Source organism: Nostoc paludosum FACHB-159 (assembly GCF_014698835.1).
GTDB classification, from domain to species: Bacteria; Cyanobacteriota; Cyanobacteriia; order Cyanobacteriales; family Nostocaceae; genus Nostoc; species Nostoc paludosum.
Genome location: NZ_JACJTU010000032.1, coordinates 44,305 through 57,246, shown reverse-complemented (window position 1 = coordinate 57,246; position 12,942 = coordinate 44,305). Strand labels below are relative to the sequence as shown.

Here is a 12,942-nt window from a genome sequence, read left to right as displayed (position 1 = left end):
AAGGTGATTTCAAAGCCTTTTACAATGAGGCATGGCGCACAGTACAAACGCAACCAACTTGGGTAAATGCGATCCTGTTAACGCCAGACGGACAACAAATCGTGAACACCAATTATCCCTTTGGTGTTTCACTACCAAAAGCCAATGAACCTGAAAGTCTACGACGTGTTGTCCAAACACATCAGCCGACAGTAGGCTATCTCGTCCTTGGAGGTTTGAAGCGGAAATTAGCATTCCCTGTCCGCGTTCCAGTAATGCGCTCAAACAAGCTACAGTATGTGCTGACTGCCGTTATGACTCCCCAAGGACTCGCTAGCGTTATCAAGACACAAACACCTGTTGATGGGGAGTGGACACGTACTATTCTTGACGGGCGCGGTGTCGTTGTGGCCCGGACTCGCAATTCTCATCGCTTTGTGGGGAAGCCAGGCACTCCATCTTTTCTAAAACGAATTGCTCAGGCTACCGAGGGTGTCTACCAGGAAATCAATTTGGAGGGAGCGCCAGTCTACGTTGCCTTTAGGCGAGCGAATTTCTCTAACTGGACAACCGCTGTCGTCGTTCCTATTGAGGTCATTGACAGTCCGCCTCGTCGGGCTATGTGGCTTGTCGTTGGCTCTGGCTTGACGTTGCTGCTAATAAGTAGTGTGGGCGCCGCGCTCCTCTCGCACTGGATTTCTCAAAGCATTGCCTCGGCTGCTTGCGCCGCAGAATCCCTCGCTAAAGGTGAATATCCGCGCATCAGTCCCTCACATATTAAGGAAGTAGCCTTATTAGGGGAAGCTTTAAAATTTTCGGCTGGTCTTCTGCAAGAACGCCAGCGAGAGCGGGACGAACACTTAAGGCAGGTTGAAGCAGCGCGGGCTGAAGCAGAGGCGGCTAACCGCCTCAAGGACGAGTTCTTAATTACCGTCTCTCACGAACTGAAAACCCCTCTCAACGGTATCTTAGGCTGGGCCCAGTTGCTACGTGCTGGGAAGCTCGACCAAGAAAAGACACAGCAGGCGATCGCTACCATCGAGCGGAACGCTAAAGCCCAGGCACAACTGGTAAATGACCTCCTCGATACATCGCGGATCGTGAATGGGAAACTCCGCCTGGAACCACAGCTGCTAAACTTAGCCACCGTAATCGTCAGTGCGGCCGATTCGCTACACCACGCCGCCGAAGTTAAAGACATCGATTTACAGCTACAACTTGCCAATGTGGAACCTGTCTTAGGAGATCTAAATCGGCTTCAGCAGGTAGTATGGAACCTCCTCTCGAATGCTGTTAAATTTACGCCCCAAGGTGGGCGGGTTGAAGTGCAGCTTCAGCAGACTAACTCGTTTGTCGAATTGATAGTGCGGGACACTGGTGTGGGTATCAAAGCAGAATTCCTACCACATGTCTTTGAGCGCTTTCGCCAAGCCGACGGCTCAACTACAAGGGAGTTTGGGGGCTTGGGGCTAGGTCTGGCCATCGTCCGTCACTTAGTCGAGCTTCATGGTGGCACGGTGCAGGCCCACAGTGAAGGTAAAGGCAAGGGGGCAACTTTTACTGTTAATCTTCCGGTGGCTGTTCGTCAGCAAAAGATTAGCGCCCTAGCAAAGACACCTGTAGATAGTACCTCTTGGGCGATCGCAAACCTGTACGGGCTTGAGGGTGTAAGAGTGCTTGTGGTTGACGACGAACCCGACGCTAGAGATATTGTCACAGCAGTACTCACGCAGCAGGGAGCAGAAGTACGCGCCTGTAGTTGTGCAGCAGAGGCATTGGCACAAGTGGTCAGCTGGAAACCTGCTCTAATTCTTTGCGACATCGGTATGCCACAAGAGGACGGCTACGATTTTATCCGAAAAGTCAGGGAGTGGGAAATTGAGGTAGGTGGTCACATTCTTGCCGTAGCGGTCACAGCCTTTGCAGGGGAAGAAGATAGGCTCAAGGCGATCGCCTGTGGCTATCAAACACATTTCCCCAAACCAATTGAGCCAAAACAGTTGGTTGCTGTCGTCGCTAGCCTAGTGCAGAAAATTCAGCCGTGAATAGTATAGCTAGAGGCAGGGGGGAAGAGGCAAGAGGCAGGGGGGGCAAGAGGCAGGGGGCAAAAGGCAGGGGGCAAAAGGCAAGAGGCAAGAGGCAAGAGGCAGGGGGCAAAAGGCAAGAGGCAGGGGGCAAAAGGCAAGAGGCAAGAGGCAAGAGGCAAGAGGCAAGAGGCAGGGGGCAAGAGGCAAGAGGCAAAACTATTACCATTCGTAGTATTCACGCTTGTCATTATGTCCTAACCTATGTGGCTACGGCTATAAATTTGGTTGTGGACAGCAGTAAATCACTTCGGTAAAGATATTTTGGCTACTGGTTGGTGTCTAGCATCAAGTTAGATGAAGATAGCTTTGCAACTGGAAAATGATGTTGTGTCGCGCCAATCTGTGCAGTCATTTCTGTACGAGACGAAACGTTTAATTTACGGAACATGCGCTTCAAGGCTTGCTTGACAGAATTTTCAGTAATCCAAAGTTCTTTTCCGATTTCTGCATTGGTTCGCCCCAATGCAACTAAGTCGGCAATTTGCCGTTCGCGAGGCGTTAAGCGTTGGCGTAGCGTCTGTGAAAGAGAATCGGTGGCAAACGGGTAGTACTGTTGTGTTGAAGCTGCGCTCTGCGTCAATCGCAGGGTGGTCGTCCAAACCGATAAGTGTAGACAGACGGCACTCAAATCCGCAAGATTTTGACTGTCAAAAGCAGGCATCGACTTGTCACGCGTGCAGCCCACCGCACCTACTAATTGACTGCGATCGATAATTGGCCCTGCCATCACATGCCAATGGTCAGGACGGGGACAAAGGATTGCCCAAGCTTTCGGCGAGGTGACTAATCCTTCGTGAACCGGAGTATGACGCTCGGCGATATAACGGGCTACAGGATTACGTTCGATCGACAATGCAACATTCAGGATACTTTGCAGCTTGCGATTCTCCAAAGGAGAGGCTGCGCCAACGCCGAAAAGTTGGTCGAAAAAAAAGATTCCCGATCGCTTGGCGGCAAAATACTCGCTCAGCTTTGGTGCGAAGTGCGAACGCATTTCGGATTCATCGTTGACGCGATCGATAGCTTCAAATAAATGCTGTAACGAAATTGTCATCATAGCGAAAAGAGTACTCGATCGAGGACTAGGCGCGACAGGGTGTAATTCCTAGTATAGGGATAGATTTCAGAGTCACCGCTACACCGTTATGTAGTCTCATATAGGCAGTTTGACATAATGATAAACGCAGAAATAGATCGTGCTTTCCCACAATGGATGCAGATTGGTTTTTATGTAACTTCAATTGTTTTTAATCTCTGCTTGATAGCTCAGATATTAACCGTTGGGGTTGCCTACTTCAACGATCCTGGCTGGTGGACGGTGCATATTTGGCTTGTGCGAGGGTACAGTGGACTGTCGTTAGTCCTGCTGGGCGGGTCGTTGAGCCTTCCATTCTCCGGCAAAATTCGTTCCCTCGCCACAAGTCTGCCCGTGCTGCTTGGACTCCAGTTTTGCAGCATTCATCTGGTGACTCCACTTCACTTAGAGGTGCTTCATCCGCTGATTGGATTCACGTTATTCTATGTTTCTTCAACCCTTGTCCATCGCGTATCGCGTGAGGTGTTTAACAAGTCAGATGTTGTAACTAAACCATAGGAGCAGTTTATGTCCTATACAGGCCGAACTACTTAGATCGTAGAAATGAAGCTCCGTAAAGATACATTAAATAAAATTGCCAAATCAGATAATTTATACTTACGTCGATAGCGGTGTAATTAGACAAATTGTATGATCGACTCAAACAATATTTATGGGGGAAAGGTGAGATGAGCGATCGTAAAACTGGCCGGCGAAAAACAGCTACATCGACTTCTACAAATCCGTCGCTTGTCTCACCAGGTATTCCAACATTGGCAAACCCAACGCGCGGTTTTGGTGTAGAAACAAATAAAGTTCAGCGTCCAATAATATCAACAGACCTTGAAGAAGAAGATTTGCTTGATGAGGAATCCTCAGAAGCAACATTTACTCAACAGCCTCTAAATCACGACATTAGCAAAATATCGTTGCATTCACAGGATACATTTAGTAACCAGCCGGGAGAATCTCACCAGCAGCAAGTAGGTATGATGGCTGCACCTGCCGTTCAGCAAAAGGTAACACCAGAACCAGTGGAAACCAAGCAGGCTTCTAACTACCCTATGCAACAAAAGCCGATTCAGCGAGATGGCATGAATATTCCTGGCGGCGCAACCATAGAGACAGTCAACGGAAACACAAGTGCTGTAATCTCTTTATTAGATCAAAAAGCGATAATAGCTCTAGATAATATGCCGGGAGCAAGACCACCAGATTTTAGTCGCTACATTGACAGAATAGATCAAGTACTCTCCGACACTAGCTTATCAGACACAAACATACCCATCGATTTCGTAGAAACCACCGGAGTCAACGTCTACTGGAGAGGGTATATCCGCTTTAGGTTAGGTGAACCGCAACCTCTTTCAGGAGGTGGAAGTGCAGGCACTACTCGCGGCTTCGGTGGTAGTACCACCTCCAGTACAGAAACATCAACCTCAACCACAGATTCCGCTAAAGCAACGGCTAGTGGCGGTAGTACAAGTGGTACGAAATCTGGAGACCCTACAAAAGGTGGCGAAACTTCTACTGGCGGTTCTGGGTCTGTGGGAGGTGAAGCATCAACTACAACTAGCCGTAGTGATAAATTCACTGATGGTACAACCAGCAGTAGAGGCGGAACAACAAACATGACTAATAACATGCAACGCTTTATGGCGCCGCTAATTGCTGAAATATCTTTAAATCCCGAACTAGATGTTCAAGGTAGTGACTATGTAAATCCATTGAAGTGGGGTATGTTTATTGGTGAGGGTATCAGACCGATGAAGAGAGTAAGTGGTACTGTGAGTTGCGGCAATGTCACTTATTATACTTCTAATGGAATCACCCCAACACCAACGCCAACTCCAGCAGCACCTCCAGCACAACGTAAGGGTTGGATGGAAAATCAACTAGGAATTACCGAGCAGTCTCAGGCTAATTTTAGCAACGCGGCGGCTGCTAACAATGTTAATCCACTTCAATTAAGTAATTCTGGTAGTACTCCATTACCCCCAGATGTAGCTGTTGCTGCACAACAACATCATGCAGTTAGCCTGGATAAAGTACACCTCGTACAAGGAGGACAGGCTGATGCTTACTGTGACTCTATGAGTGCAGCGGCATTTACTACGCCAAGTCATGAGGGGGGAACTAATATTTTTATGCATTCCCAGGTTCCTTTAGATTCACCCCAAGGTCAACATACACTTTCGCACGAAGTTTCACATGCAGTACAGCAAATGCATGGTGAAACTGCTGAACTCGATGGTCTTGGCGGTAATCAGTCCCGCCGTGATGCACTGGAGAAAAGTGCTGATTCCCATGCAGATATAATTGTTAACAAAAGTGCTCAACTTCAAAAATTGAAACAATCGGAATGATATTCTTCTATAGCAATCCGATTTGATTCCTGAAATAACTTGCGTGGTGCGCCAAGCGTAGCGCAAGCACGATAAGCAGGTAATAGGCAATAGGCAATAGTAAAAAAGGCAGGTCAACGGGTACTGACTTTTTTCAAAAATCAAATACTAGTCCTATAGCTTGTTAATTAGCCCTCAAAACTTCTTGAGTTTTGAGGGCTATCTTATGACGTTTAACAAAGTTCTTGACTTATTTTTGTCTAAGAGGTAGTTTATCAATATTGTTTTAAATACGTTATGTCTACCGATTTACAGTATTTTAGCTTGATAAAGCCAAAATTGCGTATGAATCAGAGTCTTAGTGGTGGAAAATATCTAAATTTTTCACTTGATTGTTATCTATAAATTATTGTTATTAAAGGTCAATATTTTTTGGTTTTGAATCAATAGATAGTAAATATTTGAGCAGAAGTTATTTTTAATTTTTATGTGTTTGATTGACAGTAAATACCACCTGATGCAAGTGGTTTAAAAGCTTGTATTAATTTTGCATGTTGTTGATGAAAATCATAGCCCAAGCCAGGCATCGCCCGACCAAGGGGGTATTTTTTAACATGTCGAAGTCAGGAAAAAGTTTTTTAAGATTATTGTTCGCTACGGCAGTGGCGATCGCACTTTTATTCATCATTCCTCCTGCCTTTGCTGCTAGTGTAAATCCCTGTCCCCAAGGAATGGTAATGATTCCAGCAGGGACATTCACAATGGGGTCAGATAATTCTGGTTTTTTAGAAGAGCGATCGGCTTTTGATGTCACAGTTAGTTCCTTTTGTATCGATAAATATGAAGTTACGAATGCACAATTTACGGTATTTGTCAAAGCAACAGGATATGTAACAGTTGCAGAGCGCCCTTTATCCAAAGAACAGTTTTCCAACTTACCAGACGAGCAGAGATTACCGGGTTCCTTGGTGTTTGAGATGGCAAAACCAGGAGCGAAGCAACTGAGTTGGTGGCATTGGAAGACTGGGGCGAATTGGCAACATCCCTTCGGCCCAGAAAGTGCGATCGCTGGTAAAGAAAACTACCCAGTTGTTCATATTGCCTATGAAGATGCCGTAGCCTACGCCCGATGGGCAGGAAAATCGTTACCCAGCGAAGCCCAGTGGGAATACGCCGCCCGTGGTGGGTTAGACGGGGCAACTTATACATGGGGCGATCGCTACTCTGAAAAAAAAGCCAACACCTGGCAAGGAATTTTTCCCTTTTTCAACACTAAAAGCGATGGTTACGTAGGTATCGCCCCCGTTGGTTCCTTTCCACCCAACGGTTATGGTCTTTACGACATGGCAGGTAATGTCTGGGAATTGACTTCAGATTTGTTTGGGGTAGGGCATGACCACAAAAACCATAGTGTCGATCCCAGAGGGCCAGAACTCAGCTTTGACCCTAACAAACCCACAGAAAACATCCTACACACCATCAAAGGAGGCTCTTACCTCTGTGCTACTAACTATTGCAGCCGCTTCCGCCCTGCTGCGCGAGAATCTCAAGCCCCCGACACTGGAACTGGCCATATCGGATTTCGCTTAGTTAAGAGCTTGAATCAAGTCCAACCAATTACCAATTAGTTTATGTTGCATTTACTTTGGCGATCGCTCATTGTATCTCTGGTTATTACCATACTGACGGTTACTAGCCCTGCCCTTGCAGCCACATCGAAAGTTTTACCCATTCCCCAACCAGAATTCAAGGGCAAAATTGGCATCACCTACAAAGACTCAAAACCAGATTTTCCCCAACCAATAACCGCCCCAGCTAAAGCCCCCAACGTTCTGCTAGTGATACTAGATGATGTTGGCTTCGGACAAGCCAGTACCTTTGGCGGCCCGGTGGAAACTCCTCACTTGACTCGCCTAGCCGAAACAGGATTGCGTTACAACCAATTCCACACCACAGCCCTTTGCTCGCCTACCAGGGCAGCACTATTAACAGGACGCAATCACCATTCAGTGAATACAGGAGTCGTTGAGGAATTAGCTACAGGTTATCCTGGCTACACAACAATTTTGCCCAAGAGTGCTGCCACCGTTGCCGAAGTGCTGCGGCAAAATGGGTATAATACTGCTGCTTTCGGTAAATGGCACAACACACCAGACTATGAAACCAGTGCTGCCGGGCCCTTCGATCGCTGGCCTACAGGATTAGGATTTGAGTACTTTTACGGTTTCTTGGGTGGCGATACTAACCAGTGGAGTCCGGCGTTGGTAGAAAATACTAAACGAGTTGAGAAACCAGCCAATAACCCCGATTACCACCTGACACCCGACTTAGTAGACCATGCGATCGCCTGGATTCGCAACCAACAATCCATCGCTCCTGACAAACCCTTTTTCACCTATCTCGCCACCGGAGCCACCCATGCACCCCACCACGCCCCCAAAGCTTGGATTGACAAGTACAAAGGTAAATTTGACCAAGGGTGGGATAAATTGCGCGAAGAAATCTTTGCCCGTCAAAAACAACTGGGTGTGATTCCTGCCAATGCCCAACTCACACCCCGCCCCCAAGAACTACCAGCTTGGGATTCCCTTTCGGTAGAGCAAAAGAAACTCTCTGCCCACATGGCAGAAGTATTTGCCGGATTTCTCGCCCACACAGATTATGAAATTGGGCGGTTAATTGATGCAGTTGCCCAACTCGGCGAACTAGACAACACCCTAGTCATCTACGTTGTGGGAGATAACGGTGCCAGTGCAGAAGGCGGTTTAACAGGTACCGTCAACGAGTTGAAATTCTTCAACGGTGTACCCGAAAATTTCCCACAACTGCTTGCTTCCTATGATGACTTGGGCAGTCCCAAGACATTCAACCATTTTCCAGCGGCTTGGGCATGGGCAGTTAACACTCCCTTCCAATGGACAAAGCAAATCGCCTCTCACTTTGGTGGAACTCGCAACCCCTTGGTAATTTCTTGGGGTGAAGGCATTAAAGACCGAGGTGGAATCCGCAGCCAATTCCATCACGTAATTGATATTGCACCCACCATTTTAGAAGTAACTGGAATTACTGCCCCTAAAGAAGTGAATGGGGTCAAGCAACAACAAATCGAAGGTACTAGCCTAGTTTATAGCTTCGATAACCCTGATGCTCCCTCCACCCGTGAAACCCAGTACTTCGAGATGTTGGGCAACCGAGCCATTTACGATCGCGGCTGGGTAGCAGCAGCTCGTCATGGTCGCTTGCCTTGGGAACGTACTGTAAAAGGTGACTTTGATACAGATGCGTGGGAACTGTACAACATTGCAGAAGATTTCAGCGAAGCGAATAACTTGGCTCAAGAAAATCCAGACAAGCTAGAAAAACTACAAAAGCTATTTTTCAAAGAAGCCCGTAACCACCAAGTCTTACCATTAGACGATCGCGTTATAGACCGATTTGATGTCAAAATTCGCCCCAGCGTCACCGCCGGGCGCACAAACTTTACTTATTATCCTGGTGTATTTGGCATCCCAGAAGGTAGCGCCCCAAACCTGAAAAACAGATCCTTCAGCATCACAGCTAACGTAGAAATTCCTGAAACTGGGGCAGAAGGTATCCTCTTAACCCAAGGCGGACGTTTTGCCGGTTGGAGCTTTTTCCTTGAAGATGGCAAACCCACTTATATCTACAACTATGCCAATGCCGTGCGCTACATCATTCAATCCCCCGAAAAACTGCCTGCGGGGAAATCAACATTACGGTTCGACTTTGATTATGACGGTGGCAGCGTAGGTGCAGGCGGAACCGGCAAATTATTCATCAACCAACAGCAGGTAGCCGAAGGTCGAATCGAAAAAACCATTGCTTATCGTTTAGCCCTAGATGAAACCTTTGATGTGGGTAGAGACACAGGTACTCCGGTCGTTGACACCTACCAAGTACCCTTCGCCTTCACCGGCAACTTACAGCAAGTCAGCCTTGAGTTGAAGTAATGGGGACTGGGGATTAGGGACTGGGGACTGGGAACAGGGGAGTGTGGGGAGATTATAAAAAAGCTTTTCACCCTTTCCACTCTTCCCACCCCGGACACACTCCTAATGCCCCCCAATCCTTAATCCCCAATCCCCAATCCCCAGTCCCCAGTCCCCAGTCCCCATGCCCAATGCCCCATTCCTATTAAAATCATGAATGAAATTTTGCCAGTAATCGACAAATTAGCGCTTCTCACATTCATTGTTTTCACTATGTTGGGTGCGGGTTTACGCCTAACCGTACAAGAGATTTGGGAACCACTGCGTAACCGCCGCCTCGTTATCTTGTCTCTGCTGACAAATTTTGTACTAGTACCGCTTTTTGTCTATCTGCTGCTGCAAGTAGTACATCTAAGTGAACCCCTTAGAGATGGTTTACTAATTATGGCAGTGGCATCAGGGCCGCCAGCTTTACCAAAACTTGCTCATATAGTCAAGGGCAATATTGCTTTTTCTGTGGGGTTAATGATGTTGCTGATGTTGGGCACAATCGTTTATATGCCGATTGTATTGCCGTTAGTGGTAGAAGGGGTGCAAATCAACTCTTGGGAGATTGCAAAACCGTTGTTATTAATGATGGTTAGCCCATTGATAATTGGGCTATTTATTAAAGCCAAATTTGGAGCGATCGCTGCAAATCTTCAACCGATTTTATTCAAATTATCTAATGCTGGATTACTTTTAGGTCTAGTAGTTAGATTGGTAGTTCATACTAACGATATCATTGCCTTATTAAAAACAGGTGCAATCTTTGTTTGTGCTGTATTTATTCTCTTCTCTTTTACCGTAGGTTATCTTTTAGGCGGCCCTGGTGTTGATACCCAAAGAGTGTTAGGAGTCGGAACGGCTCAACGCAATTTTGCCGCAGCATTATTAGTGGGTACAAGCAATTTTGAAGATCCCAGCGTGGTGAGCATCATTATGGTGACGAGTATATTAATGATGATTACAGTTCTCATTATTGGGCCAAGGTTTATAGAAATAGACCAACCAACCAATGCAGATATAAAACAGGTAAAGGTTTAATATTACTCCCTTCCCGCCATAAGATTACCTATCTCTTCCTTTGCGTTCTTTGCGTCCTTTGCGGTTCGTTAAAAATATTTACCACTGACCGGAATTATCTTCTTGTTGTAAGCCAATTAACTGTCGTCGCTTCCAAGCATAGTGAAGAATATTAATTCCCAGTTCTTGAGCTGTACGAATGGTTAATCGGGGTAAACTCAAATCTCTATCCAATCCCCAAGCAGTTGCTAAATCACCAATTACTAAAATAATTCCTCCGCCCATTAAGAGTTTAATCTGCTGTTGATTAACCAATGGCAGCGCAGCAAATAAAAAAGGTTTTGTTCTTAAAGGATGACTACGTTGCAATTCTTCTAAAGGTCTTAAAGGACTCTCTAATTGTTGTGCTAATGCTTGAGTACTTTCAATCAAAGCGCTAGCATTTGTTGGTGCATCAACTAGAAGTACGCCACCTAAATTTAAGTAATTTTTGAGGGATTCAAATTCGAGACTATTTAAAGATATGGCTTGTCCGCCAGTGAGATAAAGTAGGTCATAATCTTGAATATTTTCTGATAAAGAAACCTGTCCTGTTTCGTCAGCTCCTCGCAAATTGGGATATAAGGGTTCTACTGCTTGTAACAAGTATGAAAGGCTGAAAAAATTACGCGCACATTCTGGATCGCTATGATTCGCCTGTGCCATCGCTACAAGTGCTTGGGGACGCATTTGTGCTTGGCGGCGATAACGCAAATCAATGTTGTTATATCCAGGGAAAAAGGCATCCGCAGGTTGGGTAATGTCAGTATGTCCTGGTTGGAGGAGGATGCGACATATTTCGATTTCTGAACTGATTGGCGTCGAGTTTCTTTGGTCAATTCGATACGTTTCTTGAACAATATCTCTTTGCTGTGCGCGTCGCAATTCGTCAGGGTCTACATAGCTGACTACTAAGTAGACCATGATTGGTTCTGATGTTGCTACTTCTATATCAATGGGAAAGTCATAGGAGGTGGGTACAACAATTAAATTACCTGCTAAATCAATGGCGATACCGGGTTGAATTTGTACCCAACGTCCATCTCGATATCTAGCTTCTACTTGGCTTGGTGCAGGAATATGTCGCACACCTAAACCGCAGACAATTCCTGGTTGATTTAAACTTTGATATTGGGCATTTTGCCGCAGACGATGATAATCGTGGGCTGCTCGCCAGCGTTCGGCATTGATTAGTAATCCGTCTGTGGCTTGCAGGCGTTCAAAGGATTTTATTGGTGGGGGGGGGAAGGGGTGGGACATAATAATTCAAAATTCAAAATTAAGAAAAGCTCACGCAAAGGCGCAAAGGCGCAAAGAGAATATTGAGTTTTTATAGTTTTTAATTAGGAGGATTTTCGATGGTTAGTTCGTAGGTGCAAAAAGCTGGTTTTTCTTGTTCAATTATTCTTTGAATTAGTTGTTCGTTGATGATGCCGCTAGAAATGTTAGAACGCAAGCGAACTACAAAATGATATGGTTGTCCACCTGCTAAAACTGCACTTCCGAGTTGTGCGTCTCCGATAATGAAACTGGGGCCGAAAGGTTCTGTAATACTAATATGTTTATCTGCTTCATTGGGTAAATGTTCGTCTAGAGGTAAGCCTGTATAAAGATGTAAGTAAAGACGTAATCCTTTACGAGTTCCTCGCCAGCGATAAAGTTCTACTGCACGACGAATTAAACGGCGCTGTTGCTGGAGATCCCAGACGGAATCGACTTGCCAAGCAACCCAATGAGCCATAAAGGGTAGTAGTGCTTGCGGTGCTGTCAGGGGGTCGAGGTTTGCCCACATGACGTTATAACTATCAATTATTGGTTGAAAAGCTTGCTCAAATATTTTCATGAAGCGACCAATAAAGTCTACTTCACGATATAAAATTGGCAAGAATTCCATGTAGGCTGTGTAGGGACGGATGTATAAATCGAAATATTCGCTTCTGTGGATTTGTTCGTTGTCTGTGCCTTGGTCGATGTGTAGAGTAACTAGGCTACGAAAATTAAGAGTTAGTTTATCTTTTTTTCCTGGTTTTATGGCTTCCCGATCTTCAAAAAATGTTTCAGGAATAGAAAAGTAGAGGACTGCATCCATTTGTCCGCGAGGTGGGATCTCACTACCTTCTGTACCAATTTGGCACCACTCACTCGGAAAGTTTCCCTCAACGCTGAAGTTTACCCGCAAAGGACGCGCTTCTAAGTTTTGCACTTGGACAACCATTTCACTTGGGTGTCCAGGATGCAATAGTAAACTACGTCCTGCTGCATCCACGTTTTCCTCATTGGCAAAGGTTAAGCCTCCCACAGGTAAAGCTTCGGGAATTTGCATTGGGGTTAATTGAATCCGTACACCCGGACTAAAGCGACTTTGAACCATAGGATTGGGGAGGTGGGGAGAAAATAACTAC

At 46.0% G+C, this 12,942-nt stretch carries 9 protein-coding genes; 6 read left to right on the top strand and 3 right to left on the bottom strand.

Annotation, left to right across the window (positions count from 1 at the left end):
* Positions 1–254: 254 nt before the first annotated feature.
* Positions 255–2,024, top strand: a complete 1,770-nt coding sequence (locus H6H03_RS41815; RefSeq protein WP_390842902.1) for an ATP-binding response regulator — start codon at positions 255–257, stop codon at positions 2,022–2,024.
* A gap of 307 nt (positions 2,025–2,331) precedes the next feature.
* On the opposite strand, the gene H6H03_RS26575 is transcribed toward H6H03_RS41815, so the two are convergent.
* Positions 2,332–3,120 carry a helix-turn-helix transcriptional regulator gene (locus H6H03_RS26575; protein WP_190958077.1) on the bottom strand — a complete coding sequence of 263 codons (789 nt, stop codon included), beginning with the start codon at positions 3,118–3,120 and terminating at the stop codon, positions 2,332–2,334.
* A gap of 120 nt (positions 3,121–3,240) precedes the next feature.
* Between H6H03_RS26575 and H6H03_RS26570 the strand changes: the two genes are divergently transcribed.
* The 5 genes from H6H03_RS26570 (at position 3,241) to H6H03_RS26550 (ending at position 10,522) form a co-directional block, all read left to right on the top strand.
* Complete coding sequence (locus H6H03_RS26570) at positions 3,241–3,660, top strand: DUF6220 domain-containing protein (protein ID WP_190958053.1); 420 nt, start codon at positions 3,241–3,243, stop codon at positions 3,658–3,660.
* 170 nt (positions 3,661–3,830) lie between these two features.
* On the top strand, positions 3,831–5,507 hold the full coding sequence (locus H6H03_RS26565; RefSeq protein ID WP_190958052.1) for an eCIS core domain-containing protein: 1,677 nt from the start codon (positions 3,831–3,833) through the stop codon (positions 5,505–5,507).
* Between the two features lie 593 nt (positions 5,508–6,100).
* Positions 6,101–7,114 carry a formylglycine-generating enzyme family protein gene (locus H6H03_RS26560; RefSeq protein WP_190958051.1) on the top strand — a complete coding sequence of 338 codons (1,014 nt, stop codon included), beginning with the start codon at positions 6,101–6,103 and terminating at the stop codon, positions 7,112–7,114.
* 3 nt (positions 7,115–7,117) lie between these two features.
* Positions 7,118–9,457, top strand: coding sequence for an arylsulfatase (locus H6H03_RS26555; RefSeq protein ID WP_190958050.1), 2,340 nt, complete (start codon positions 7,118–7,120; stop codon positions 9,455–9,457).
* A 192-nt stretch (positions 9,458–9,649) separates the two neighbouring features.
* A complete protein-coding gene (locus H6H03_RS26550) occupies positions 9,650–10,522 on the top strand; it encodes a bile acid:sodium symporter family protein (RefSeq protein WP_190958049.1) in 873 nt (290 codons plus the stop codon).
* 78 nt (positions 10,523–10,600) lie between these two features.
* Here the strand turns inward: H6H03_RS26550 and H6H03_RS26545 are convergent, their stop codons facing one another.
* The gene (locus H6H03_RS26545; RefSeq protein WP_190958048.1) at positions 10,601–11,800 is read right to left on the bottom strand and encodes a DUF4159 domain-containing protein; all 1,200 of its coding nucleotides are present in this window, start codon (positions 11,798–11,800) and stop codon (positions 10,601–10,603) included.
* Between the two features lie 79 nt (positions 11,801–11,879).
* Positions 11,880–12,911, bottom strand: a complete 1,032-nt coding sequence (locus H6H03_RS26540) for a phage tail protein (protein ID WP_190958047.1) — start codon at positions 12,909–12,911, stop codon at positions 11,880–11,882.
* Positions 12,912–12,942: the final 31 nt, after the last annotated feature.

What these genes read in the sequence shown, in the direction of transcription:
- H6H03_RS26545 (WP_190958048.1), bottom strand. Translation starts at nt 11,800, where the DNA reads ATGTCCCACCCCTTCCCCCCCCCACCAATAAAATCCTTTGAACGCCTG.
- H6H03_RS26540 (WP_190958047.1), bottom strand. Translation starts at nt 12,911, where the DNA reads ATGGTTCAAAGTCGCTTTAGTCCGGGTGTACGGATTCAATTAACCCCA.
- H6H03_RS26570 (WP_190958053.1), top strand. Translation starts at nt 3,241, where the DNA reads ATGATAAACGCAGAAATAGATCGTGCTTTCCCACAATGGATGCAGATT.
- H6H03_RS26555 (WP_190958050.1), top strand. Translation starts at nt 7,118, where the DNA reads ATGTTGCATTTACTTTGGCGATCGCTCATTGTATCTCTGGTTATTACC.
- H6H03_RS41815 (WP_390842902.1), top strand. Translation starts at nt 255, where the DNA reads ATGCGCTCAAACAAGCTACAGTATGTGCTGACTGCCGTTATGACTCCC.
- H6H03_RS26565 (WP_190958052.1), top strand. Translation starts at nt 3,831, where the DNA reads ATGAGCGATCGTAAAACTGGCCGGCGAAAAACAGCTACATCGACTTCT.
- H6H03_RS26575 (WP_190958077.1), bottom strand. Translation starts at nt 3,120, where the DNA reads ATGACAATTTCGTTACAGCATTTATTTGAAGCTATCGATCGCGTCAAC.
- H6H03_RS26560 (WP_190958051.1), top strand. Translation starts at nt 6,101, where the DNA reads ATGTCGAAGTCAGGAAAAAGTTTTTTAAGATTATTGTTCGCTACGGCA.
- H6H03_RS26550 (WP_190958049.1), top strand. Translation starts at nt 9,650, where the DNA reads ATGAATGAAATTTTGCCAGTAATCGACAAATTAGCGCTTCTCACATTC.